Origin of the sequence: Staphylococcus equorum, from assembly GCF_029024965.1 — a bacterium.
Taxonomy (GTDB): Bacteria; Bacillota; Bacilli; order Staphylococcales; family Staphylococcaceae; genus Staphylococcus; species Staphylococcus equorum.
Genome location: NZ_CP118982.1, coordinates 674459 through 700493, shown reverse-complemented (window position 1 = coordinate 700493; position 26035 = coordinate 674459). Strand labels below are relative to the sequence as shown.

General features: G+C 32.6%; 22 protein-coding genes. 8 read left to right on the top strand and 14 right to left on the bottom strand.

Going from position 1 to position 26035, the window contains the following annotated elements; all coding sequences use genetic code 11:
- Positions 1-191: 191 nt before the first annotated feature.
- From hutI to PYW44_RS03130, 3 genes are read right to left on the bottom strand one after another with little or no spacing between them, the layout of a single operon-like run.
- A complete protein-coding gene (gene hutI / locus PYW44_RS03140) occupies positions 192-1430 on the bottom strand; it encodes an imidazolonepropionase (RefSeq protein WP_002506875.1) in 1239 nt (412 codons plus the stop codon).
- Complete coding sequence (hutU, locus tag PYW44_RS03135) at positions 1427-3091, bottom strand: urocanate hydratase (protein WP_021338460.1); 1665 nt, start codon at positions 3089-3091, stop codon at positions 1427-1429. Before hutU ends, hutI begins: the two co-directional genes overlap by 4 nt.
- A gap of 47 nt (positions 3092-3138) precedes the next feature.
- The gene (locus PYW44_RS03130; RefSeq protein ID WP_071664850.1) at positions 3139-4413 is read right to left on the bottom strand and encodes a YjiH family protein; all 1275 of its coding nucleotides are present in this window, start codon (positions 4411-4413) and stop codon (positions 3139-3141) included.
- Positions 4414-4556: 143 nt separating this feature from the next.
- Here PYW44_RS03130 and PYW44_RS03125 point away from each other — a divergent pair, with 143 nt between their 5' ends.
- Positions 4557-5432: a LysR family transcriptional regulator gene (locus tag PYW44_RS03125; protein ID WP_021338462.1), complete on the top strand. Its 876-nt coding sequence runs from the start codon at positions 4557-4559 to the stop codon at positions 5430-5432.
- Here PYW44_RS03125 and hutG read toward each other — a convergent pair.
- On the bottom strand, positions 5422-6351 hold the full coding sequence (gene hutG / locus PYW44_RS03120) for a formimidoylglutamase (protein WP_021338463.1): 930 nt from the start codon (positions 6349-6351) through the stop codon (positions 5422-5424). The genes PYW44_RS03125 and hutG overlap by 11 nt on opposite strands.
- 261 nt (positions 6352-6612) lie before the next feature.
- On the opposite strand from hutG, the gene sdpC reads away from it, so the two are divergent.
- Positions 6613-8127 carry a peptidoglycan release complex CPBP-like subunit SdpC gene (gene sdpC / locus PYW44_RS03115; protein WP_021338464.1) on the top strand — a complete coding sequence of 505 codons (1515 nt, stop codon included), beginning with the start codon at positions 6613-6615 and terminating at the stop codon, positions 8125-8127.
- 232 nt (positions 8128-8359) lie between these two features.
- On the opposite strand, the gene PYW44_RS03110 is transcribed toward sdpC, so the two are convergent.
- The gene (locus PYW44_RS03110; protein WP_002506869.1) at positions 8360-9049 is read right to left on the bottom strand and encodes a ribose 5-phosphate isomerase A; all 690 of its coding nucleotides are present in this window, start codon (positions 9047-9049) and stop codon (positions 8360-8362) included.
- A 163-nt stretch (positions 9050-9212) separates the two neighbouring features.
- Between PYW44_RS03110 and PYW44_RS03105 the strand changes: the two genes are divergently transcribed.
- Complete coding sequence (locus PYW44_RS03105) at positions 9213-9881, top strand: MOSC domain-containing protein (RefSeq protein ID WP_021338465.1); 669 nt, start codon at positions 9213-9215, stop codon at positions 9879-9881.
- 223 nt (positions 9882-10104) lie between these two features.
- Here PYW44_RS03105 and PYW44_RS03100 read toward each other — a convergent pair whose 3' ends face one another.
- The 4 genes from PYW44_RS03100 to PYW44_RS03085 form a co-directional block, all read right to left on the bottom strand.
- Complete coding sequence (locus tag PYW44_RS03100; protein ID WP_021338466.1) at positions 10105-11121, bottom strand: aldose epimerase family protein; 1017 nt, start codon at positions 11119-11121, stop codon at positions 10105-10107.
- Positions 11122-11800: 679 nt separating this feature from the next.
- On the bottom strand, positions 11801-13039 hold the full coding sequence (locus PYW44_RS03095) for an ABC transporter permease (protein WP_002506866.1): 1239 nt from the start codon (positions 13037-13039) through the stop codon (positions 11801-11803).
- Positions 13032-13931: an ABC transporter ATP-binding protein gene (locus PYW44_RS03090; RefSeq protein ID WP_002506865.1), complete on the bottom strand. Its 900-nt coding sequence runs from the start codon at positions 13929-13931 to the stop codon at positions 13032-13034. The genes PYW44_RS03095 and PYW44_RS03090 overlap by 8 nt, the downstream gene beginning before the upstream one ends.
- Before the next feature lie 239 nt (positions 13932-14170).
- Positions 14171-14809, bottom strand: a complete 639-nt coding sequence (locus PYW44_RS03085) for a DUF805 domain-containing protein (protein ID WP_021338468.1) — start codon at positions 14807-14809, stop codon at positions 14171-14173.
- Between the two features lie 203 nt (positions 14810-15012).
- Between PYW44_RS03085 and PYW44_RS03080 the strand changes: the two genes are divergently transcribed.
- Entirely contained in the window at positions 15013-15621 is a 609-nt protein-coding gene (locus tag PYW44_RS03080) for a DNA-3-methyladenine glycosylase (protein ID WP_021338469.1), read from the top strand.
- Positions 15622-15938: 317 nt separating this feature from the next.
- Here the strand turns inward: PYW44_RS03080 and PYW44_RS03075 are convergent, their stop codons facing one another.
- Entirely contained in the window at positions 15939-17270 is a 1332-nt protein-coding gene (locus tag PYW44_RS03075; protein ID WP_002506862.1) for a Na+/H+ antiporter NhaC family protein, read from the bottom strand.
- A gap of 383 nt (positions 17271-17653) precedes the next feature.
- Between PYW44_RS03075 and gltS the strand changes: the two genes are divergently transcribed.
- The gene (gene gltS / locus PYW44_RS03070; protein ID WP_115075957.1) at positions 17654-18862 is read left to right on the top strand and encodes a sodium/glutamate symporter; all 1209 of its coding nucleotides are present in this window, start codon (positions 17654-17656) and stop codon (positions 18860-18862) included.
- Between the two features lie 97 nt (positions 18863-18959).
- Here gltS and fni read toward each other — a convergent pair whose 3' ends face one another.
- Both fni and corA read right to left on the bottom strand, forming a co-directional pair.
- Positions 18960-20003: a type 2 isopentenyl-diphosphate Delta-isomerase gene (fni, locus tag PYW44_RS03065; RefSeq protein WP_002506860.1), complete on the bottom strand. Its 1044-nt coding sequence runs from the start codon at positions 20001-20003 to the stop codon at positions 18960-18962.
- 74 nt (positions 20004-20077) lie between these two features.
- The gene (gene corA / locus PYW44_RS03060; protein WP_021338472.1) at positions 20078-21025 is read right to left on the bottom strand and encodes a magnesium/cobalt transporter CorA; all 948 of its coding nucleotides are present in this window, start codon (positions 21023-21025) and stop codon (positions 20078-20080) included.
- Between the two features lie 151 nt (positions 21026-21176).
- Between corA and PYW44_RS03055 the strand changes: the two genes are divergently transcribed.
- Both PYW44_RS03055 and PYW44_RS03050 read left to right on the top strand, forming a co-directional pair.
- On the top strand, positions 21177-21644 hold the full coding sequence (locus PYW44_RS03055) for a thioesterase family protein (protein ID WP_021338473.1): 468 nt from the start codon (positions 21177-21179) through the stop codon (positions 21642-21644).
- 14 nt (positions 21645-21658) lie between these two features.
- Positions 21659-22060, top strand: a complete 402-nt coding sequence (locus PYW44_RS03050) for a hypothetical protein (protein ID WP_021338474.1) — start codon at positions 21659-21661, stop codon at positions 22058-22060.
- A 113-nt stretch (positions 22061-22173) separates the two neighbouring features.
- On the opposite strand, the gene PYW44_RS03045 is transcribed toward PYW44_RS03050, so the two are convergent.
- Positions 22174-23073: an alpha/beta hydrolase fold domain-containing protein gene (locus PYW44_RS03045; RefSeq protein WP_021338475.1), complete on the bottom strand. Its 900-nt coding sequence runs from the start codon at positions 23071-23073 to the stop codon at positions 22174-22176.
- Positions 23074-23349: 276 nt separating this feature from the next.
- Between PYW44_RS03045 and PYW44_RS03040 the strand changes: the two genes are divergently transcribed.
- Positions 23350-23991 carry a hypothetical protein gene (locus PYW44_RS03040; protein WP_002506855.1) on the top strand — a complete coding sequence of 214 codons (642 nt, stop codon included), beginning with the start codon at positions 23350-23352 and terminating at the stop codon, positions 23989-23991.
- A 142-nt stretch (positions 23992-24133) separates the two neighbouring features.
- Here the strand turns inward: PYW44_RS03040 and PYW44_RS03035 are convergent, their stop codons facing one another.
- Entirely contained in the window at positions 24134-26035 is a 1902-nt protein-coding gene (locus PYW44_RS03035) for a DHA2 family efflux MFS transporter permease subunit (protein ID WP_046465904.1), read from the bottom strand.

The following is a 26035-nucleotide window of genomic DNA, read 5'->3' as shown; positions in this document are numbered from 1 at the left end:
TGTATGCTTTAAATAACATGGTACCATAATTGTCAAAATATTTAATCAACTCAAACTTAATTAATTTACACTTAAAAAAGAAGAGTGAACTTGAAAAAGAGCTTTGCATTAGCTCTTTTCAAGTTCACTCAATTCACAACAATATAACAATTAAATCTGAGACATACGTATATGCCCCAGACTCAATATTATTAGTTATTTAATTTAATTTGGTTATCAACAAGTATTTGACCATCTTTGATTACTTTTTCAGCATGGTTTATACCATAATGATACGGAATATACTCATGGTTTGGTGCATCCCAAATAACGATATTGGCTTTGTCACCTTTATTAATTGTTCCAGCATCAACATCAATTGCTTTCGCTGCATTCACTGTAACAGCATTCCAAATCTCATTCGGTGATAATTTTAATTTCAACGCAGCAATCGACATCACAAGTTGTAAGTTGTTTGTCACACAACTCCCTGGATTAAAGTCTGTTGCAATTGCGATAGCTCCACCATTATCTAACATACCTCTAGCATCTGCATATTGCTCCTTACCTAAATAAAATGTGGTACCTGGTAGTAATACAGCTACTGTATCGCTATCTTTAAGTTTCGCTTTACCTTCTGTACTTGACGCAACTAAATGGTCTGCAGAAATTGCACCTTCATCAATTGCTAATTCTAGACCACCTAATGGATCAATTTCATCTGCATGGATTTTAACATCAAAACCTAAATCTTTTGCTGCTTGCATATATTTTCTAGATTCTTCTACTGTAAATACGCCTGTTTCGCAAAAGATATCTGCAAAATCAGCATACTGTTTAACTTCAGGTAGCAAATCAATCATTTCTTGTAAAAAAGCTTGATTAGATTTCGCGTCTTTTGGTACTGCATGCGGACCTAAGAAAGTATGTTTCATATCTAAGTTATATTTTTCTGCTAAACGTTTGGATACACGTAGTTGTTTGAGTTCACTTTCTTTATCTAAACCATAACCACTCTTACTTTCAACAGCTAAGACTCCATGTTGTATCATCGTTAACAAATTCTTTTCAGCTTTATTAAATAGCTCTTCTTCAGTTGCATTTCGTGTAGCTTCTACTGTGGATAAAATACCTCCACCTTGCTCAAGTATTTCTAAATATGAAACGCCTTGTCTTTTAAGCGACATTTCATGTTCTCTTGAACCGCCATGCACTAAATGAGTATGTGCTTCAACAAGTGATGGTGATACAACTTTCCCTGTAGCGTCGATTGTTTCCTTCGCCTCATATTCATCTGTATGGGCACCCGAGTAAACCACTTTGCAATCTTTAACAACAACCGTTCCATTTTCAATGATTTCTAATTCGTCTAAATCTTTTCCTTTTAAAGGACGCTCTGTAGATTTTGGTAAAATTAATTCTTTAATGTTTTGAATAATTAAATCGTTCATTTTATATCTCCTTTACCCGTAATCATTGGAATTTTGATGCCTTTTTCTTTAGCAACATTAATTGCTGATTCATAACCTGCATCTGCATGTCTTACAACACCCATACCCGGATCTGTCGTTAATACACGTCCTAAGCGACGATCTGCGCGTTCTGAACCATCAGCGACAATGACCATACCAGCATGTAATGAGTAACCCATACCTACACCACCGCCATGATGGAACGAAATCCACGAACCACCAGCCGCTGTGTTAATTAAAGCATTTAATACTGCCCAGTCTCCCACAGCATCTGAACCATCTTTCATACCTTCTGTCTCACGGTTTGGACTCGCAACAGATCCTGAATCAAGATGATCACGCCCGATAACGACCGGTGCAGAAATTTCTCCGTCACGAACCAAACGATTTAAGGCTAAGCCCATTTTGGCACGTTCTTCAAAGCCCAACCAAGCTATACGAGAAGGTAATCCTTGGAATGCAATTTTTTCTTGAGCTAAATCTAACCAGCGAATAAGCTTTTCATTATCTGGGAATAGTTTTCTCATTTCTTCATCTGCACGTTCGATATCTTTAGGATCTCCACTTAAAGCTGCAAAGCGGAATGGTCCTTTACCTTCACAGAATAAAGGTCTAATATACGCTGGTACAAATCCTGGGAAATCAAAAGCATTTTCTAAGCCATTATTATAGGCAACTTGTCTAATGTTATTCCCGTAATCAAAAGCAACTGCACCATTTTTTTGGAATTCAATCATTAACTCAACGTGTTTTCTCATTGAATCTTGCGATAATGCAACGTATTCTTTAGGGTCTTTATCACGTAGCGCTTTTGCTTCCTCTAAGGAATAACCTTGTGGAATATATCCGTTCAATGGATCATGTGCACTTGTCTGGTCAGTAACAACATCAATTTTAAATCCTTTATCTAAAATGGCTCTGTGTGTGTCTACAGCATTACCAACAAGTCCTATAGATAATGGTTTGCCCTCTTGTCGTGCTTCTTCGGCTAAACGTAATGCCTCATTTAAGTCATGTGTCTTCACATCGCAATAACGCGTTTCTATACGTTTATCAATACGTGTCTCATCAACATCTACACCAATTACAACACCGCCATTCATCGTAACAGCCAGTGGTTGCGCACCACCCATGCCACCTAGACCAGCTGTTAAAGTTACTGTTCCATTTAACTTGCCATCGTAATGTTGATTAGCAAGCTCACCAAATGTTTCATAAGTACCTTGAACAATACCTTGGGAACCAATATATATCCAGCTACCCGCTGTCATTTGTCCATACATCATTAACCCTTTTTTATCTAATTCGTTAAAGTGATCCCAATTTGCCCACTCAGGTACAAGTACGGAATTTGAAATTAATACACGCGGTGCTTCTTCATGTGTTTTAAATACAGCAACTGGTTTTCCGGATTGTACTAACATTGTTTCATCCGCTTCTAATGAACGTAACGTCTCTTCTATCGCTTCAAATGCTTCCCAATTTCTAGCAGCTTTACCAATACCGCCATATACAACTAAATCTTCAGGACGTTCAGCTACTTCTGGGTCTAAGTTGTTATACAACATTCTAAGCACTGCTTCTTGTTCCCAGCCTTTACATTCAATATCTAAACCTTTTTTTGCTACTATTTTTCTCATGAAAAATCACTCCTCATTTTAATTAATTAACCTTTGTTTAATAAATCTTAAAATAGCCATAATGCGAATGGTATCGTGATTAGTAATGTAAGCACTACTCTTTCAAACCATATCAAGACCAATTTACCAACTGAAATTTTTATCTCAGTTGAAAGAATCACAGGTACCACACTCGAGAAAAAGATAATCGCCGAAACACTCATTACTGCTACTATAAATCTCGTAGCTAAATCAGCAGTTTGTGCAATGGCAGCAGGTAATAGCATCTCAACAATTGAAATGGTTGAAGCTTGTGCTAATATTGCTACATCCTGAACTGGGAATATACTTATAAATGGATAAAAAATATAAGATACATATTCTATTATCGGTGTATATTCAGCAATAATTAAACCTAAGAAGCCGATAGACATAATAGATAGTAATATCGCAATTGTCATTACGACGCCGTCACGTAAATTTTCACGTACGTTTCCTATTAATGAGTCAGCATTTTTAACTGCTAACTTAGCTTCTAACCAAGATTCTTTTAATAAAGGCATATTTCTGCGTTTTTCTTCTTTATATGGTTGGTTCTGATATGTCGTGTTTTTCTCAAATCTTATAGGTGGGAGTTGTACGGTGATAGCAGTAACTATAAAAGTCACTGCAAGTGTGAACCAAAAATAAAGGTTCCAATGTTCAATAATACCTAATGTATTGGCTACTATAATCATGAAAGTAGCAGATACAGTTGAGAAACCTGTCGCAACAATAACTGCTTCTTTATGTGTATATCCACCATTTTTATAGACTTTATTTGTAATTAATAAGCCAATTGAATAACTACCTACAAACGAGGCAACCGCATCAACTGCTGATTTACCAGGCGTTTTAAAAATAGGCTTCATGACTGGTCTCATAATTACGCCAATAAATTCTAATAATCCGTAACCTACTAAAAATGTTAATAAAATAGCCCCTACTGGGATTAACACACTTAGCGGTATCGCTAATTTATCGTATAAAAACGGTCCAATACTTTCTTTCAATACAAATCCTGGTCCAAAATCAAAGACAATCATGAAAGCAATGAAGACGCCTAATACTTTAAATAAGCTAAAGATAATATCAGTTTTTGATTTGTTCCATTTTTTATTAATAAATGGATGCAATGCACCTATAATGATTAAAAGTAATACATAATAAGGTAAAATTGGATTCACCAAAAATGTAATCCACTGAACAATATGATCAATCAGAATTGTTGATTTACCATTAATCGTTATAGGTACAAAGAAACATATAATGCCAATTAAGCTATAAATGAAAAATTTCCACATGTACTTCACGCCCCTAACATGAAAGTACGCCTCCCACTATATCTCTCAGTATAATATGATATGATATATACTACCAATATAAATAAACTAATTATTGATAGTTTAAAACTATAAGATAAATACATATTCACGGAGGAATTATATTGAAAATCATTCAATTAGAGTATTTTGTCGCCGTTGTGAAATATAATAGTTTCACTAAAGCTGCTAACTTTTTACATATTAGTCAACCGTCTTTAACGACCACAATAAAAAAAATGGAAGCCAATTTAGGTTATGACCTTTTTATGAGAACTACTAAGGATATTAAAATCACTGAAAAAGGAATTCATTTTTATAATTACGCGCAACAATTGATACAGAACTATCATCAAACAATCGAAAAAATGTATGACCTCAATATGGGACATGCGCCTAAAATCAAATTATCTATTTTAGAATCAGCGAATCAATGGATTTCTCAAGTGCTTTCTATCCATTTAAAATATAATCCTAATCAGACTTATCTTGTATCTGAAGTGCATGACCAAAATAAAATACTGGAACAACTCATCAATTTTGAAAATCATCTCGCTTTGACAAACGAACAAATTAGTCATGAAGATATTAAATCTATTCCTTTATACGAAGAATCCTATGTCGTTATTACACCTAAAAATGCTTTTCCAGATACTAAAATAACGTCTATTAAATCATTGCCATTAATTTTACCTACAAAAGGCTCTCAAGTGCGTAAACATCTTGATGATTACTTTACACGTATGAATATACATCCAAATATCATTATGGAAGTTGATCGTTTTGAAGCGGCTACGAATTTTGTCCATAGAGGATTAGGATATGCTGTTATTCCACGCGTATATTATCAATCATTTAATGCACGAGATTTAGATGCACTAGAAATGCGTCCCAAACTAGGCCGTTCTATTTATATTAACTATCTAAAAAAAAGAAAGCACTCAGAGCGAGTACTTTCTTTTATAGATCAGTGCATTGATTATTGGAATATTAAAGAATAAAATGATGTAAAAAATTAGCAGATAATTTAGCAGTTCGATTATCCACATCATATTTTGGATTTGTTTCAGCAATACTAACAGTCGAAACTTTCTCATTTGGAATAATACGTTTCGCCAATTCAAGTACAACATGCGGTGATAGACCTAATACAGCATTTGCACTTACACCCGGTGCAAATGCACTATCAATAACATCCATACATATCGTAAACATAATCACATCATGATCATGTACGAAACGTTCTATCTTATCCTTAATTGGAGGAGAAATTTGATGTAACAATTCATCAGAATAAACAAAACCGATGTCTCTTTCTTTCGCGTAATCAAATAGTGCTTGCGTATTACCACCTTGTTGAATACCTAATACTAAATAATCAGTGTTTTCATCCTGTTCTAAAATTTGTCTAAAGCTCGTACCAGAAGTAGAACCAGATTCTTTTCTAGTGTCAAAGTGTGCATCAATATTGATGATACCAATAGAAGCATCAGGAAACGCCTCACGCGTGCCCAAATACTGTGCATAAGCGATATCATGTCCGCCACCTAATAAAAAGGTTTGGTTATGTCTTTGTATCGATGAAGCAACATAATGCGCAAATTCTTGTTGGGTTTCTTCTAAAGTTTCGTGATTATGTTCAACATTTCCATAATCATAAATTGAACATGTTCTTAAGACTGGCAAATTAGCAAAAGTCTTCTTGATTGCATCTGGTCCTAACTTAGCTCCGATTCTTCCTTTATTAAGTTCAACACCCTTATCAACCGCATAACCTAGCATACCTACACCGTGACGTGGTTCATCGTACTCATCTTCAATATTACGAAATTGTATCGTTTGAAAATGTCTGAATTCTGTTTCCTCTGTCTCACTATCGATTCTTCCTGTCCATAAATCACGTTGTGCTAATTTATACATAGTTCTCCTCCTTTTGAAACTATATCGACACTTAAAGTATACGCTTACATTTTTGCCAATTCAATTATATTTATAATTACCTTTACCCACTTGTTTAAAAGTTAATTTTGAAATTCACATTAAAATTGTTGCATTTACACGTTTGATTTTGTAAAAGTATTACATTTCAATGATAAATATTTGAATTTAATTTATTTATCGCTAAGAAGTATGTATAATTAGGCATAAATGATTTTTCTGAACCCTATTGGAGGTTACATAATGAATACAAAACGTATACCAGGTTTTCAATGGGCAATGATGATATTTATTTTCTTCATTATTGCTTATGCAGCACCTATTATACTTAAAGATTTTCAAGGTACAATTTCACTTAAAACTTTTGTCTTTGACATAAGTAGCTTAGCACCATTTATTGCTGCTATTATATGTTTACTCGTCTTTAAGCACAGAGGTACGCAACTCGGTAGTTTAAAGTTTTCAATTAGTTTAAAAGTTATAGAACGTATCATTTTAGCACTCGTTATACCATTAATTATTTTTATTATTGCTATGATTTGCTTCAATGTTTATGCAGATAGTTTTGTACTTCTACAAACAGAAGATTTATCTGTTTCAATTATATCAATTATCATTGGTCAAATTATCATGGCTTTCTTAGTAGAGTTTGGTTTCCGTTCTTATTTACAACATATTGTTGAAACTAAGATGAATACATTTATCGCATCTATTATTGTAGGGATTATGTATTCAATATGGAATGTTAATATTTCATTTAGCTTTGATTATGCGATATATAGTTTCCTTTATTCTTTCGCTTTTTCAATGATTATTGGTGAACTTATCCGTGCTACAAAAGGACGTACAATATACATTGCGACAATATTCCATGCGACAATGTCATTTGGACTCGTTTTCTTATTTAACGAAGAATTAGGCGATGTGTTCCCAATGAAAGTAATTGCTTTAAGTACAGTTGCTGTTGCCGCTGTTTACATTCTATTAAGTATTATCGTTCGAGCGATTCTTTATTTCTTCACAAAACGTAATTTGGATGAAGTGGATGATAACAACTATCTTGACCATGTTAACGAAACATCTGAAAACGATGCTCAAATCGATGATGTTGATGTTGACGAAGATAGTGTTCAAGATGAAAACAAGACAAACACTTCGACTTCAGACAGCTCAAAATCAACGACTGCTGCAAGTGGTGTTGCTGTGGCCAACCGAACGACACATGACTCAGATCAACAGCCGCACACTGATGACACAACAAAGACGACAGCTTCAACAGTCGATGATAAAGATACAACATCTCCTGTTAATGAAGCAACTGAACAAAACAACACAGATTTAACTACTGATGTTAATCAAAAAAAGACAAACACTGAAAACAACACGATGTATCATAATAGTGATGAAATAAATGAACAAGATGACAACACAAAATCTAATGATAATGACAATAACGACTCAAACAATTTAACTAATAGTTCAGTTGAAGCATCTACTGAAAAAGTAAAGCATGATTCAAATGACAACGATAATGAGTCATTAAAAACAAGTGCGCGTTATTCAACTACTCGTAAATCTTCAGCAGTAAGTAATGCGAAAGCATCCATTACTGAGGATAATCATGTTGAAGACACATCATCAACTGAAGCAAACACTACACACGCAACACATAATGATGCAACAGTAGATAATGATTCAAATGATAAACACAAGCGTTCTCCTTTTAATCTTAAAAGTAAACGTGGTCACCGTCGTTAATTACATCAATGCGTTACATTATTAAATCTCGAGGAAGTATTGTATATATAATATTTCCTCATAGAGTGTCGACAAAGTCTCTCGCTTTGTCGGCATTTTTTGTATACATTTTCTGCGAAACCCGTAGTCTTCAACTAGTACTTTATTAACGAGTCAGGCGTCGCCTAAATCACTACCATCTTTATATAAAAAAAGTGATAAATAATCCTTTGGGACCTTTATCACTTTTTTATTATTTATCAAGAACTTTCACACCGTCTGGTGAACCAACAATAATTTGGTCAGCAACATCTAAGAAATAACCAGTTTCTAATACGCCCACAAGATGGATTAAATACTCATGCATTTCGTAAGCGTCTATATTTTCGTATAATTCTAAGTCCAATATATAGTTACCATTATCTGTAATAAAAGGCACATCATCAACAACGCGGCGTATTGCTTTAATATTACCCTTACCATATGACTCAATCTTTTTAGATACGAGTAGCCAATTAAATTTATCTACTTCTACAGGAAGCTTAAACGTTTGGCCTAAATAATCTACGCATTTACTATCATCTATTAAAACAATAAATCTGTCTGCCATAGCATCAATTACTTTCTCTCTAAATAGTGCTCCACCGCCACCTTTTATAAGGTTTAATTGGTTGTCTACTTCATCAGCGCCATCAATTGCGATATCAATTTTATCTACATCGTTTACATCGACTACACGCATACCTAATTCTTTAGCGATATAAGCCGTTTTGTTTGAAGTACAGACTCCAGTTATATCAATATGTGCTTGTTCTAATTTCTCTGCGATTTTTGGCACGAGTAGTTCAATTGTTGAACCTGAACCAATACCCACAATCATACCATCTTTAATTTGGTCTAATGCATCATCAAATGTACTTAACTTCAACTGTTTTTTATTCATAATGCTTCCCCTTTACACACAGTACTTTTACCTTTATTGTACATGAGATTTATAAAAATACATAGCTAAAAAACGTAAATATAAAACGCTAATATATGTTCACTTGCATATTCCTAAATTTGTTTTAAAATGATAATCACTAAACTGCAGGAGGTACTGAATTATGATTTATACGCTAGATGCAATTTCTACAGGTAAAATTCAAGATTTATCATACAGTACGAAAAGACCAATGCGCTCAGCCTTAAACAAAAAGAGAATCACAAATCAAATGTGGTTATCGAAGACTGGGTTCATTGAAGATGAGCAAGAATATAAAGGGCATGGTGGACCAGATAAAGCGCTATGCCTTTATAGTAAGAAGAACTATGAATTATGGAAAAATGATGTTTCTACATTACCTGACTATGCTATGTTTGGTGAGAATCTAACTGCTGTCGATTTAGATGAAAATGACATTTATTTGGGTGATCAATTCCAATTAGATGAAGCAATTGTAGAAGTATCTGAAATAAGAGAACCATGCTGGAAAATTCAAGAAAAGTATAATATTCCAGATCTAGTTAAGCGCATGTCACGTTCTTGCAAGACTGGGTTTTATCTTAGAGTTATCAAAGAAGGGTTTGTAAATGACGCTGCAAATTTAGAATTAATACATTCTTCAAACACGCATATGCCTCTTACAGTGTTCGAACTTAATGACATCTATTATAACGATAATAAAAATATAAGACGTTTAACAGATGCTTTAAAGAACCCCTATCTAACTGACGAGAGACATTTAAAGTTGCAAAAATTTTTAAAACGAGCACAAAACATCGCAGAGAAATAACTATATAAATGGGAACTGGAGAGAAAAATAATTTTTTCTCATAAGGTTTCGGTGTATGATTCGCTCTCGGCAAAGATGTCTAGAAAATAGACTACAAGAATTGCAAGTCTTTAAAAATTTAATATAAGCCCATTTCCAATTCAGTTAACTACTGCCAATATAAAAATAAGGCTGAGACATAAAGTAATGTCCTAGCCTTATTTGCATAATATCAATTTAGTTTCTATAACTCTTTTTCAAAAATTTTATATGACGTTTTTGAATAGTATGGTTGATTAGCTTCCAATATAGATGGTGCTTTTTCTCCCATTAAGTTAATGTCATTTGGTATACATTGCGTCTCAAGTGTAAAACCAGAATGTGCCTTGTAAATATTAAAGTCACTTTGCCAACTTGTAGTATCATTAAATGTGAAAATTACAACATTTGGCATGTCAGTATTCACTGTTAATAAAAAGCGTTTATTTTCAACGGTCATTTCATTGCCACCTATATCAAATGGATGATCGATGCCGCCAAAACGTTCCATTTGTGCTTTCACAACTGGATGTTCACTCGTAAAAATGTCTTTAAATTGTATGTTTTTTTCGTTAAATGTATCCACTAAATCAATTGGTTTCATGCTTTCAACAATATTATCGTCGCCTAATAAATACATATCTAATTTTGAACTTGAAATACTATGGTTATCAATTACATTATTATCTCTATTCAAATTAAAATAAACATGATTCATCGGATTAAATAACGTTTTCTCTGTAGCGGTTGCTTTGTATTCAATTGTCCATTTATGGTCAACATCATAAGTATGAATTACTTCTAGGTCAATATCACCGGGAAAATGGTCGTCTGAACTTTTTATAGTTGTTGTAAAAATAACTTTTACTTGGCCCACTTGCTCTTCAATTTCATAATCAAAAAAGCGTGTACCAATACCTTCTGGGCCACCATGTATGTTATGTTCACCGTTATTTGCGTCAAGCTGATACGTTTTTCCATCTAATTCGAAAGTAGCATTTGCGATTCTACCACCATAACGGCCAATTGTTGCCCCGAAATGAAATGGGTTTTCCTCATAGAATTCATCTGCTTCTACAACATTTCCAAGTACAATGTTATTATCATCGTATTTCCATGAGACAATACGTGCGCCATAATTTGTAAAAACAATTTTCGTTTCTTCATTATCAATTTTAATTAAATCAATACCATTACTTTGGCTTTCTACTTTTGCAAACATCATCAATTACTCCCTTTCAAACCCAATACTTTTTCAAAAGTTAATATTAAGTTTTATCATGAATAAAAACATCACTTACAAACGTGGCCTGTAAATCACAACTCAGAGGGGGATCTTCATTGTGTTTAGGCAATGTAAACTTTCTCACTACAAGTCCAATTAATTTGAATTATTATTTTGAAAATAATAATTCAATTGTAGTAAACAAACCCTATCACACATAATACGATTAAATGTAACAACATCAATGTGATTAACTATGCTTCCCTCTAGCATAAATTAACTTGCAAAGTCACTATGATGCAATAACACAAATCTTGTGTAATATTTAATACTCCCTATTTCTTCTATTACTCTCTTATATTGTAACAATTTAGTCAAATGTTTATCTATACTAATCGTCAATTTTAACAAACAATCATAAAAATTGTTATACTTTTTCTATTATTATACAAATAATAGAAAAATTTTCATTGTATAATATTATAACTTTGTTGAATTCCTCTTTATTCTACTACTTAATTTATATAAGTACATAGTAATTTTATATAAACAACTTTCTATTTACTCTAAAAAGATACGTTTTTTATACACAATAAACGTATCAATATTAAAAAATAAACTACCTCCACATATTACATGGTGATGGTAGTTTATTTTAATAGCGCATTTTAAATTATTATTTTTTGTTAAATATACGTTTTACCGAGCTCATAAAGCCTTTATCAAAACTCAAAATCGTATCTTTATAACTACGCACTGCAACCCATAATAGTATAAAAATAGTGATAATAGATATAACCATACTTAATACGATTTCCCAAATAGCAACATCAGGTGTGGATGCGCGAACAAACATTACAAATGGTGAAAGTAATGGTATAAAGCTCGTGATTTTCACTAATAACGTATCTGTGTTCATGATACTGAAAAAGGAAATATAGAAAGCAATCATACTAATTAATGTCATTGGCATTAATGATTGATTAATATCTTCTATACGCGCAGTAATAGATCCCAAAATCGATGCTAAAATAATATATGAAAGTATACCAATAATCATTGATATGATACCTACGACGATTAATTGCACGGTTAATTCGTTTGGTTCAATATCAAACCCTTTTAACATATCTCCAATATCAAACACTAAGAAACATATAATGCCAGCCACAATAAATATACTGATTTGGGTTAATGCTACTGAAACCACACCTGCCATCTTCGCAAGTATATGCGTCACTGGTGACACACTCGTAATAATCATTTCAATAACTCGTGATGTTTTCTCAGTTGCGATTTCCATTGCAACTTGGCTCGCATAATTGAAAACGATAAAGAATATGAGCATCACGCCTGCATATACAATCATTGTATTAAAGCCTTTTTGAGCTTCATTTAAATTTGAATTGTTGGCATTATCTGCAAGCACTTCTGAAGTCACTTCACTTTGAGATTGCAATTGCTTTAATTCATCTTGTGATAAGTTTAAATTCGCTGCAACAAATTGTGTTTGTACAGTTGATAATGTTGCTTTTAATTTTTGCTTATCTTGTTCTGAAACAGTATCTTTACTCAATATTTTACCTGAAAGTTTTTGATCTTCACTCAGTTTAATAACGTATGCTTTATCTAATTTTTCGTTTTTAACCTGTGACTTTGCTTGTTTTTCTGATAATTGCTTAAAGTCTGCCCCTTCATCAAGCTGATCACCTTGTGATTTAATGACTTTATAAATTTCATCATTCGATGAGACAACCCCTACTTTATCAGGGCCATCGTCAAATAAATCAATAATTTTATTAATATTCGCCGCTCCAACCATTAACAGAATCACAATAGCTGTGAATATAACAAATGACTTTGTTTTAACTTTATTTTTATAAGTTAAGGAAAAAGTTGCAAAGAATTTATCCATTGACGTCACCTACTTTTGCTATAAAGATCTCATTTAGTGATGGTTCTACAACTTGGAATCTTTTGACGAAACCATACTGTATTACAACTTCATAAATTTTCTCAGCAACCGCTTCTGTCTCAATCATTGCTTTAATTTCTCTTTTACTTCTATCTACATTTAATACACCATCAATGCTATCTATCTCTGACATTTCATGTTCTGTTTCTATGACGACGCTTTTCTTACCATGATTCGCTTTCACTTCATCAATTGGCCCTGAAACAACAAGCTCTCCACGATTTAGAATACAGACATTATCACATAACTCTTCTACATGTTCCATTCTATGAGAGCTATATATAATAGTAGTACCAGCATTATTTAAATCTTTAACCGCTGATTTTAATAACTCTACATTTACTGGATCTAAGCCGCTGAATGGTTCATCCAAAATGAGTAATTCTGGTTTATGTAACATACTTGCTAAAAGTTGAATTTTTTGTTGATTCCCTTTGGATAGTGCTTCAATTTTCTTTTCTCTATTTTCATTAATACCAAACCTATCTAACCAATAGTCTATAGCTTCTGTAATTTCTTTGGACTTCATTCCTTTTAAAGTAGCTAAATAACGCAATTCATCTTCTACTTTCATTTTAGGATGTAATCCTCTCTCTTCTGGTAAATAGCCAATGTGGTTGTATGAAGTCTTGTCTATGGGTTTGTCATTATATGCAATTTTACCTTCAGTGATTGGCGTTAGACCTAAAATCATTCTGAAGGTTGTCGTTTTTCCTGCACCATTTCTGCCTAGAAAACCTAACATTTTACCTTGTTCTAAAGATAATGAAATATCATTAACAGCTGTAAAATCTTTATACTTCTTGGTTACATGTTCAATGTTTAGTGACATTGTGTCCCGACTCCTTTCTTTTTAAAAATTATATACTTTGATAATACCATTAGATTAAGCAAAGTTACATTTTAAATTTAACTTTGCTAGACATGATTCTATTTTATTAATGGTCTTAGCTCATGCCGTAACTATAATCGATTAAAAATATAGCTTTGTTACTTCTTATGCAAATGATATAACGCAATAAAAAATAACGCTGTTTCCACTTAAACTAAGTTGGTAACAGCGTTTTAATTTCAATATTTTAATTCATCTTGTTTTTGAGTTTGTCCAAGTTGCCCATTTTCTTTTGTATTAAAAGTATCTTCATACCCATGAGCACTCGAACGAATGTGATTACCGTATTTATGGCTCGTCCCATATTTATTTGTTCTTCTTTCACTATCCAAACAACAAATAACTAAACAATATATTCCTAAAACCATATAAATGATATATATCAACAATAGCGTAATGATACTAGAAATAGTAGCATATTCAGGATCCATTGCATTTATTGATGTAATAATAATATTAGTAACAATTAATACAGCAAAATAAATCACTGGAATCACCATTTTTCTACCAGTATCATGAAATCTTCTCACCAATAATGCCCAGCCAGGAATCAGTGTAGCTAATCCATATATAACAATATATATACAGGATATGACTATTAAAATGCCCCCAATCATAGTAACTTCACCGGAATAAGATGAAACACCTGAAACAAGCATGATTAAACCTATAATAAGTATTATTAGCGCTGGTATCATAAAAATCAAATGCCATAACGTCATGTACCAATATTCGCTACGACGTGAGCGCCCTTTAAAATTAACATAGTTTGTCCAAAATAATTTGAGCGCTTGAAGAAAACCAATTTTCCGCTCCATATTACTCCCCCTTCATATACATTTGTTAAAGATAATTTTTAAATTACATTAAACTTTGGTACATTATATGTAAATTCTTTAAATATCTCATTTAGTTTAGTGTAACAAACTATTTTGTAAGTAGTAATACAATTTTACTGATTCTAAAAAAAACATTTAAAAATATTTATTTTTTTTAAAACTAGAAACCGGAGGAACAACTCATGGATTTTTTACATCGAGATACAATAGCTATTGCTAAAGATTTATTAGGTGTCAAAGTGGTTTTCCTGGATGAACTCGAAACATTCACTGGATACATTGTAGAAACTGAGGCCTATGTTGGCAAAGAAGATCGCGCTGCTCATGGTTTTAATGGAAAAAGAACACCCAAAGTAGAATCTTTGTATAAACGTGGTGGAACGATATATGCGCACGTTATGCACAATCACCTTTTAATAAATTTTGTCACAAAAGATGAAGGCATCCCTGAAGGTGTATTAATTAGAGCTGTAGAACCTGAAGAAGGTATTGAAACCATGAAATTAAATAGAGGAAAAAGCGGGTTTGAATTAACTAATGGCCCTGGAAAGTGGACAAAAGCATTTAATATCCCTAGACATTTAGATGGTTCTCGCTTAAATGAAGGACGCCTATCAATCGACACTAAAAACCGTAAGTACCCATGCGCTATTGAAGAAAGCGGACGTATTGGGATTCCAAATAAAGGTGATTGGACATTTAAACCACTACGTTTTACTGTAAAAGGCAATCCGTATGTCTCTAAGATGCGTAAATCAGATATGACAGATTCAGAATATACGTGGCTCTAATACAATATAATAATATAGAAAAAGGAGCTTCCTAAGATGGACGCTACGTTCGTTTCTATTTCTTTTATCGATTGCTTTATTCAACATTACAGACCTCACCACTGTTTAATTTAAACATATTATTTTTGTTTGAAAATTGGCAGTAATTTGGGCCGACTCCTGCGGGAAAAGCACTAGCCGAAGACTACAGGCTGAGGCTGTACCCGCGGAAAGCATACACAAAAAAGTGTCGACAAAGTCAGAGACTTTGTCGACACTTTGAGAGCTTCCAAAAATGGAAGCTCTTTTTTCTATATCAAGCATAAGTTTTTCATCAACTATTTATTTTTTAACTTTTTATTTCCATCTAATAAACCAAATTGAATTGTTATAATTGTACAAATCACCAATATAACTGGATAGAATGAATATTTTAATACTTCTAAATAGGAGACATCACCATATTGTTCTACCATTAACATCCCACTATCATGGGGTAGAACCATTAAGGCACTACAAGCAAATATATCTAGTAAGCTGGCCATCCGTTTAGGTGGCACTTTATATTCATCACCAATCTCTTTTGCAATTGGTGCAGAAATAATAATCGCTAACGTATTATGTGAAAGTGCAGCAGATAGTACACCTGACATCATACTGATGACATATTCAGCACTTTTACGTCCTGTAGCCTTTCTCTTCATAGCTTGAATGATCCAATCCACACCACCATAGTATCGAATCAATGCTACAAGGCCAGATACTAAGAATGCTACAAGGAAAATGTTGAACATACTTTCCATACCGTCGCCCATTGCTTTAGTAAATTGGAAGATACCCATTTGACCTTGAACCAAACCTAGTAGTCCAGCCATCCCAATACCAAGAATAAGCACAAGAATCACATCTAAACCTGCAATAGCCGCTATTAATACAAATATATAAGGCAAAATATTAATGAAGTTGAAACTTAAATCACCTTCTACATTACCAGTGCCACCAACAATGGCGTATATAATTGCAGTGATAAGCGCGGCAGGCAAAGCAATGAGTACATTCATTTTAAATTTATCTTTCATCTTAGCGCCTACACCATTCGTTGCGGCAATCGTTGTATCAGAAATGATGGATAAATTATCACCAAAGTAAGCACCTGCAATAACCGCTGCACCCGCTGCTGCAACACTTAAATCCGCTGCTTGTGCTACAGCTACACCAACAGGTATAAATGCTGCTTGCGCTCCTGTTGAAGTCCCTAAAGTTAACGCAGCAAACCCACTCATTATAAATATTCCTGGGATAAGTAAACTTGGTGGAATGACGGAAAGTCCCATGTTCACCATAGCTTCTTTACCACCCATTTCAGACGTAACCGTTGAAAAAGCACCTGCAAGTAACAAGATTAATCCAAGATTTACAATGCCTGAGTTCCCTGCATGTTCAGTAAAAATTTGAACTTTTTTCGTGAATTTCGTTTTTCTATCATAACAAGTCCATGCTATGACAATACCTATAAAAATAGCGACATGTCGCGGCAATTGATCAAAAGCATCCTCTTTGCCCATAATCGTAAATGTAATCCCCACACCGATATATAAAACTAAAAATATTAATAACGGCAATAATGCTAACGCACCATATTGTTTTTCACTTCTTAATGATTCACCCATATACTTACTCCTTATAACCTAGTATTTACATATGATATATAGTATATCAAAACTGATAGAATGTCATCGGATAAAACTTCATTTCTTTTATATAATGGTCATTTAGTCTTTTTTAGCTATTTGATTATACTTGATTATTTTAATTTTACTGCCTTTAATTAACTTTAATACTATATAAATTAAGTTCTATTATAAAATTTGGTGTTAAATTACACAAAAAAACTATATATTTCTTAGCATTTAATTTTTTTGTAGCATTATCATATTCGAGAATGTATAATAAATATCATGGACTTTTGTAAGCACTTTCTTGCTTTAGTACAAAAATTATTTACATATCACAACTTAGGAGAGATTTATTTGTAAAATGAGGGGGAATGAAAATGCTAGAGCTAGACGCTATTACTACTTTAGCACTCGCATGTGTTTTATATCTTTTAGGGGTATATATAGTGAATCATATTGGCATCTTAAAGCGATTATGTATTCCTGCACCAGTAATTGGTGGTTTGTTATTCTCAGTACTTGTTGCTATCTTACAATCAACGAACATTATAACAATAAAATTAGATTCTGAATTCTTTCAGAACTTCTTTATGCTTGCTTTCTTTACAACAATTGGACTAGGAGCATCATTAAAACTACTACGCTTAGGCGGAAAAGTGTTAATATTATATTTTATCTTTTGTGGGGTTCTTGCCGTATTCCAAAACATTATTGGAGTATCCTTAGCAAAAGTTTTAAATATTCCACCATTACTTGGACTAACAGCTGGTTCAATGTCAATGGAAGGTGGACACGGGAATGCTGCAGCATATGGTCAAACCGTGCAAAACATGGGTATTGATTCAGCATTAACAGCCGCTCTAGCAGCCGCAACATTAGGTCTTGTTGCTGGTGGATTAATTGGTGGTCCTGTAGTTAAATTTTTAATAAATAAATATAATTTAAAACCAGAACACGCAGAAGAAACAACAAAAGATTACAGTAATGTAAAATCTAACGCATATTTAAGAAATCGCATGACATCGACAACAATTTTCCTATTACAATTTTCAATTGTAGCCATTTGTATGGCCATTGGTTCTTATTTAGGTAATACATTCTCGGACATAACAAACATTAATGTTCCTGTTTATGTGGGTGCTATGTTTGTCGCAGTTATTATACGTAATATATCAGAATATAATAATTTAAATCTTATTGATATGAAGATTGTCGATAGTATCAGTGATGTTTCTCTTAGCCTATTCTTATCTATTGCCTTAATGAGTATTCAACTTACTGAAATTTATCAATTAGCGATTCCATTAATCGTTATTGTATTAGTACAAGTCGCATTTATCGTATTATTCTCAGTCTTCGTCGTCTTCAGAGGACTAGGTAAAAACTATGATGCCGCAGTTATGATTGGTGGTTTCATCGGACATGGTTTAGGTGCTACACCTAACGCAATGGCTAACTTAGATGTTATTACTAAAAAATACGGTGCTTCACCTAAAGCTTATCTTGTCGTTCCGATAGTCGGAGCATTCTTAATAGATTTACTTGGTGTACCAATCGTTACAACATTCATTAACATCTTTGGTTAAAGTAAAAATGACATTTGAATCAAACTGAAATATAAACATTTTCAGTTAAATAAAAAGATGGTTGAGACAAGTATTTATGTCTCAGCCATCTTTTTTGTTATCTAATATCTAACCCTCTTTGTTCTATCCATGATTCTAGCTTAGGGCTAAAGATCATTTGTGATTGTTTTAAATCTTTAATTGTTGGTGTATCAAGCATTGTCATAATTTTCTTCATGTGATCTGTGAATTGTTCAGCATAATTAATTGCCTCTGTAATACCATGGTGCTCGACTTGGTTTAAAAATGGTCGTGACATACCAACAGCACTAGCGCCTAATGCAAGACATTTCACTGCATCTAATGGCGTTCTCACACCACCACTTGCTAATATATCCATATCTTGTTGGTGTGCAGTACTTTCTAATAGTGATTCAACAGTCGTTTGCCCCCATAAACCAAGATAATCCATATCTTTATATGTACGTCTTTCATTTTCAATATCTACAAAGTTTGTACCGCCACGTCCACTTACATCAACGTATCGGATCCCAATCTCATGCAATTGTTTAATTGTTTCTTTGCTCATACCAAAACCAACTTCTTTAACAATCACTGGTACATCCACATGTGCTACAATTTGCGCAAGATTTTCCATCCATGTAGAGAAAGTTCTATTCCCTTCTGGCATGACAAGTTCTTGAGGTGCATTTACATGAACTTGTAGCGCTTGTGCATCAAGTAATTTCACTGATTCAACTGCTTTATCTACAGGTACATCTGCACCAACATTACTGAATATAATACCATCAGGATTTGTTTCTCTTACTATACTAAATGATGAAATCATTTTACTATTACGTAAAGCAGCATGTGTAGATCCTACAGCCATTGCCATTCCAGTTTCACGTGCAATGATCGCCAGTTTCTCATTGATCTCTTTCGTCCATTCACTGCCACCTGTCATTGCATTAATATATAATGGTTGCTTAAGTGTAAAGTCCTTTAATTCACTTTGTATATTAACATCATCCACATCGATATTCGGAATTGAATGATGGACAAACCTTATTTCATCAAAATCTGAAATTGTAGCATCTTGTTGTGCCATTGCAATTTCTACGTGCTCATTCTTTCTTTGTTCTCTTTTATTATCACTCATCTTATGCCCTACTTTCAATCCTTATTATGCTCACTCTATTATTTAAAACATTACCTATATTTTCAAATATAATATTAAAACCATTTCTCTTTTTTAAAATAAAAAATACTACCTATACTAATTGCTAACATGATTGCAAGTACAATGTAATAACCGTAATGCCATTGAAGTTCTGGCATATTTGAAAAATTCATTCCATATATACCTGTAATTAATGTTAAAGGAAGGAATACAACAGATACTAAAGTAAGTATTTGCATAATGCTATTCATCTTATAGTATGAATATGACGAATAATTATCCCTTATTTCTTCAGTCATTTCTTGTGATAAGTTTATTATATTTTCTTGTTTAATCATGTGATCGTCTATATGTTGAATATACATATGATTCTTGTCATCTACAAGTAATTGACTGCTTTCTTTCATATTATCTACTAATTCTCTCATCGGATATATAATACGCTTTAATTTTATGATTTTCGAACGTATTTTAAATACATCATCCATTATTTCTTTAGTTGAGCTACCATGTGTTTCTCTATCTTCTAACTCATAGACTTTATTTTCGATATCATAAATTAATTCAAAATAAGTATCTACAACTTTGTCTAAAATATAAAGTATCACATCTGAGGCATCTAAATCCGATTCATAATGGCTTGAGATATACTGCTCTACTTCTTGTAATACCTCAAAATGTTTATGGTGATATGTAATTAACATATTGTCTTTAATGTACAGATTCAGAACCTTGTCTCCAGTATATTGCGAATCAACGCTATGAAACGCTATATACTGATACGTGTTATAAATTTTATATTTAGCCCTTGGAGTCCCATTTATTGTATCATCGATTTCAAGTTGATTAAAATTAAAGTATGATTGTAGCATCTCGTTTTCTTCGTCAGATGGATTATTAAAATCACACCAAATAAAAGTAGCTGATTCAGGAATTTCTTTAAAGTGATTAACTTGGGATAAAGATTCTTTAGAAGTCTGATATTTTATTGTCACACTCATAATTTCCCTCCTCAAATCATTTCTTTTATTTTACCATGAAATACACTGTATGTATGGTTTAGTAAGTTTTAGTTATTTTTCTTTAGTAAATACATTTACATGTTAAAATTTAACTATTACTTTTGTTTTTAACAACCAAGGAGCTGTTTACATGAAAAAGCCTTTTACAGTAGTACAAACTGTTGCCAAAGAAATGATAGATCATAACGGTCACGTACATGATGCCAACTACAATATGGTTTTTAGTGATGCAATAAACCAATTTAATTATCAGCATGGTTTATCACTTCAAGAACGAAAAGCATTAAATTTTACAATCTTCACTGTTGAAGAACAGACTGCTTATTTATCGGAATTAATTGAAAATGACCAATTCTACATCAGTGTATATATATATAATTACGACGTTAAAAGAGTACATTTCTTCTCAATAATGAAGAAACAAGATGGGACGACTGTAGCTACAAATGAAGCTATGATGTTAGGGATTAGCAGAGCAACTAAAAAATCCGCCCCATTCCCTCAACATTTTTTAGATCAAATTGTAAGTTATTATGATAATCAAGAACGCATCGATTGGCCTAAACAATTAGGTCATCGTATCAACATTTCACAGTAAGGAGATGTATATTCATGTCACAAAATATAAGAGAAGTCGTACAATTACAGCTATATGATTTATTCGATAATACTAAATTTGAACTTAGTGAACTCAATCAAAATAAAAGTCTCGTTATTAATGGCCCTGATAGTAAACTCATCAAGCGTGGTTTAGATATAAGCTATCTCCAAGGTCAAAAGAAAGCAATCGACGCGATTGATACACTTTTAAAAACATATACAGATGATCGTATATTCATTGAACATTATAATAATTACGTGCTTATTACTTCAGAAGAATTTGAAACATCTGCTTCTAACTTTGCTTCAATGATTGAACCTCAAGATGAATTCGAATTATTTTTAGCAACTCATTATAATCTAATGGGTCAAAAACTAATTATCGATACGATTAATACACTTATAAATAGTTAAACGCAATAAAACAGTTCCAATTTATGTGCAAATTGGAACTGTCTTATTTTTTTCTATTTATACTTTGAGTTTATAAGTTGGCTTTTACTTAAAGTAAATATCTTTATTGTTCATTATACGTCAATTGTATTAACAATTTGTTTAACAACTTTATGAGACTCTCTAATAGGCAATAGTTCGAACGCATGAACCATGTTTTTGTATTCATAATAATGAATTGGTTGTTGACGCTCTTCTAAAATATAAACTAATTTTTTCATATCTGGTTGATAAATCTCACGAGTACCACCAAACATAAATATCGGTGGTAAATTAGTTAAATTACCATTGATAGGTGAAACTTTAGATTCATCTAGTGATAAATCTTTTGACCAATAACGCATAATTTTTTGAATACCATATTTATTTAGAATGACATCTTTCTTTTCTAACTCTTCTGTAATTGCTTCGTTTTGTAGATGTGCATCTAGAAGCGGAGATAGTAAATAAACCTTATTTGGCAACGGTTGTTGCTTATCTTGCAATTGCTGCATAAAGCTTAATGCTAGTGCACCACCTGTCCCATCGCCCATAATGATGATTTCATCACTACTCACTTCGGATAATAATTGATTATACACTTCAAAAATAGCACTGTATGTGTCATCAATATAATACTCAGGTGCTTTAGGATAAATTGGCATAACAATTTCATGTAATGTACTCAATGCGAGCTTATCCATTAATCTCCAATGAAATGCTGAGGGTTGCAATACATTGTAGCCACCATGTATATATAGTATTTTTTTCTTGCGACTATGCCTAAAACAAAATCTAAAAAGTTGCATGTCCCCTATAGTTTGCTTATCCAAATCGGATTTCACATTTAATGTTTCTGGTTGTTTATGCTTTTTTTCATTCATTTTTAACCTTGTGTCTAAAAAACGTTCAAAATCTTGCTCACCTTCAAATAAAATTGATCTATGTGGTAATAAATACTTGTTGATAAATTTTGTTGTCAGTCTTGATTTCATTCATAATCAACCCAATCTCTATATTTAATGTGCATTTTATCAGAATTTTTTAATATAATTTAGTATTTAAAATTAATGTTATGGTAAAATTAATACAATGACATAAAAACGAAGATATAATATAATGTAAGTAACATAAAACCCCTATTTTAAATGCTATTGAATATTAAATACATTCTATCGATAATTAAAATGTATCAGTTATTTAGCATTATAACAAAACAAAAGTCATAAAATAAGCAGATGCTAATATTAGTTTAGCGAAAGGAGCACCTTATGGCCGAAAAAAACAAACAGTTTGCCGATTTTGAGCACACACTAACGAGCGAGCCTATGCAAAGAGGATCTCGATATGGTAAAAAGAAACTTTCTTGGGTAAACATACTTATCCAACTTCTCGTATTAATATTAGTAGCTATTACAGGCTATAGTATGTTTAAGGAACCTATTTTCAATCTAGTGTTTGTTAAAGAAACAATTAACTTCCACCAACTTACAAACTTTCAAGAAACGATCAATAGCTTCTCTAACTTAAATATCAACGTTGAAAACATTGACAACTTACAAACAAGTGTCGATCGTTTGATATTAGTATTTTATGTATTTTTTATTGCTTGTATTTTTAGTTTAGTTTTAACTATTTTTACAATCATTTTTAATAGAACTTCATTAAAAATTGTCAATATGTTTGTTATTGCCATTATGTTAGTTATTACATTTGGTTTTTCTTACTTAATTAAAAATATTGCTAGACGTATCGCTGATTCAATAAATCAATATTATGTTTCCGTTAAGCCTATTGATATTTTGACTGAGGCTGATGCAATTCATAATGCGCTCATCCTTTTAGGATGTAGTATTGCATTGATTATTATTAGTATGCTTTTCAGAAATCGTAAACCTCGTATACGTGCTTAATAATGAAAGCATAACTGTTCATTCATTAAGCTAACACAACTAAATTTTAAAATAGAAAGAACCAATCCATTAGACAATGGATTGGTTCTTTTATTTTTTGAGAATAGCTACTTATATCTCATTTTTAAATTTTATAGTTACTTTAATTTTCTTTTGATAAATAATGTTCTTTCCCTTTTAAGAAAAGACTTAATATAAATGCAAGTGCACTTAAACCTGTCGCAACTAAAAACGCGCTATTTACACCGTTAATGGAAGCAATTTTCTGAACAAATTCTAACAATTGTGATGTCGCTAATTGTTCGCCGCCCATTGTTTGTGCCATTTCTTGTAAACGATCTTTAATAAATGGATTCGTTTTATCCAAATCTTGTGAATAAGCAGCGATATGTTCAGTTGTTTGTGTTGACATTACAGTCACTAATAAAGCTGTACCTATAGAACCTGCAAGTTGTCTTAATGTATTTGATAAGGCATTACCATGGGAAATCAACCGTTGTGGCAAGGAATTCATGCCTGCAGTCATAATCGGCATCATGATAAAACTCATACCAAATGAACGAATCATATAAACTATCATTAAGTGAGTATACGTTGTATTCGTATTCAGTTTCGACAATTCCCAAGTTGCATAAGTCATGATTCCTGTGCCTATAAGGGCTAACGGTTTAATACCAATTGTATCTAATAATTTACCTGCAATAGGACCCATTAGTCCCATAATTAATGCACCAGGTAATAATAGTATCCCTGAATCCATAGGACTAAACCCTTTTAAGTTTTGTAAATACAAAGGCAATAGAATCATACCACCGTATAAACTCATCGTAACAATCATATTGATTATAGTTGTTAATGTGAAACCAGAATACTTTAATACTTCCATATTCAACATTGGTACACGCATTGTAAGTTCTCTAATAACAAAGGCAATAATAAAGATAACACCTAGCATTAATGAAATTAACACGATAGGTGAAGTCCATGTATTATTCCCTGCTTCACTGAAGCCATACAATAGCGCACCAAAACCAATGGTACTAAAGATAATACCTGGGACATCTGCTTTAGGGTTTGTTGTAACTTGATATACTCTAAACCATATATAACCAATAATTAATGCTACCAGTCCGATGATAAACATACCATAGAACATAACATTCCATTGGTAATTTTCAACGATATATCCAGATAATGTTGGACCAATCGCTGGTGCTAAGATCATTGCTATACCTAATGTTCCCATTGCCGCTCCACGTTTTTCTGGTGGGAAAATCGTCATAAATACATTTGTACCTAACGGCATTAATACACCAGCTCCAATGGCTTGCAATACGCGTCCTACCATCATCATTCCAAACGAACCTGATATACCACAGACTAAAGAGCCTAATGTAAATAATGCCATCGCAACTAAAAAGAGTTTACGATAAGAATATTTATTAAATAAAAACGCACTGATAGGAATTAAAATACCGTTGACCAACATAAATCCTGTCATTAACCACTGTCCGGTATTTGCAGAAATATTAAAATCAATATTGATTTCTGGTAAAGCCACATTCAATAACGTTTGATTTAAGATTGCAATAAACATACCAAAAATCATTGCCACTAAAACTTTGGCTTGTGTAGCACCTTTACCAAACATAAATGAATTATGTTTGGCTTTTAGTTGTTCATTGACTTGGGCTTCTTCTGAATTTGGATTTATAGTTTCATGATTTGAATCAGTTTGTTGTTGTACTTCTTCGGTTTCTGTATTAAAAGTTTCATTTTCATCATCAAGCACATCAGATTCTGATGTAACGTTTTCACTTGTATGACGTGTTGTTGCAGATTGTTTCGTTGTTTCGCTAGATTTTTCATTGTTTCTTATATTAAATTTAGATTGATAATTTTCATTTGATGTGTTGTTTTCATGCTTAACATGTTCCATTTGTCGCATTGATTTCTTTTTATTTCTTTTCGTTATAAATAGATTCAATAATCCGACAAGAATGAGCGCTATGACTACGTAAATAATAATGAAGGCCATTGTCAT

Coding starts and splice junctions, on each gene's coding strand:
- hutI (WP_002506875.1), bottom strand. CDS start 1,430: ATGAACGATTTAATTATTCAAAACATTAAAGAATTAATTTTACCAAAA.
- hutU (WP_021338460.1), bottom strand. CDS start 3,091: ATGAGAAAAATAGTAGCAAAAAAAGGTTTAGATATTGAATGTAAAGGC.
- PYW44_RS03130 (WP_071664850.1), bottom strand. CDS start 4,413: ATGTGGAAATTTTTCATTTATAGCTTAATTGGCATTATATGTTTCTTT.
- hutG (WP_021338463.1), bottom strand. CDS start 6,351: ATGTATAAATTAGCACAACGTGATTTATGGACAGGAAGAATCGATAGT.
- sdpC (WP_021338464.1), top strand. CDS start 6,613: ATGAATACAAAACGTATACCAGGTTTTCAATGGGCAATGATGATATTT.
- PYW44_RS03110 (WP_002506869.1), bottom strand. CDS start 9,049: ATGAATAAAAAACAGTTGAAGTTAAGTACATTTGATGATGCATTAGAC.
- PYW44_RS03105 (WP_021338465.1), top strand. CDS start 9,213: ATGATTTATACGCTAGATGCAATTTCTACAGGTAAAATTCAAGATTTA.
- PYW44_RS03100 (WP_021338466.1), bottom strand. CDS start 11,121: ATGTTTGCAAAAGTAGAAAGCCAAAGTAATGGTATTGATTTAATTAAA.
- PYW44_RS03095 (WP_002506866.1), bottom strand. CDS start 13,039: ATGGATAAATTCTTTGCAACTTTTTCCTTAACTTATAAAAATAAAGTT.
- PYW44_RS03090 (WP_002506865.1), bottom strand. CDS start 13,931: ATGTCACTAAACATTGAACATGTAACCAAGAAGTATAAAGATTTTACA.
- PYW44_RS03085 (WP_021338468.1), bottom strand. CDS start 14,809: ATGGAGCGGAAAATTGGTTTTCTTCAAGCGCTCAAATTATTTTGGACA.
- PYW44_RS03080 (WP_021338469.1), top strand. CDS start 15,013: ATGGATTTTTTACATCGAGATACAATAGCTATTGCTAAAGATTTATTA.
- PYW44_RS03075 (WP_002506862.1), bottom strand. CDS start 17,270: ATGGGTGAATCATTAAGAAGTGAAAAACAATATGGTGCGTTAGCATTA.
- gltS (WP_115075957.1), top strand. CDS start 17,654: ATGCTAGAGCTAGACGCTATTACTACTTTAGCACTCGCATGTGTTTTA.
- fni (WP_002506860.1), bottom strand. CDS start 20,003: ATGAGTGATAATAAAAGAGAACAAAGAAAGAATGAGCACGTAGAAATT.
- corA (WP_021338472.1), bottom strand. CDS start 21,025: ATGAGTGTGACAATAAAATATCAGACTTCTAAAGAATCTTTATCCCAA.
- PYW44_RS03055 (WP_021338473.1), top strand. CDS start 21,177: ATGAAAAAGCCTTTTACAGTAGTACAAACTGTTGCCAAAGAAATGATA.
- PYW44_RS03050 (WP_021338474.1), top strand. CDS start 21,659: ATGTCACAAAATATAAGAGAAGTCGTACAATTACAGCTATATGATTTA.
- PYW44_RS03045 (WP_021338475.1), bottom strand. CDS start 23,073: ATGAAATCAAGACTGACAACAAAATTTATCAACAAGTATTTATTACCA.
- PYW44_RS03040 (WP_002506855.1), top strand. CDS start 23,350: ATGGCCGAAAAAAACAAACAGTTTGCCGATTTTGAGCACACACTAACG.
- PYW44_RS03035 (WP_046465904.1), bottom strand. CDS start 26,035: ATGACAATGGCCTTCATTATTATTTACGTAGTCATAGCGCTCATTCTT.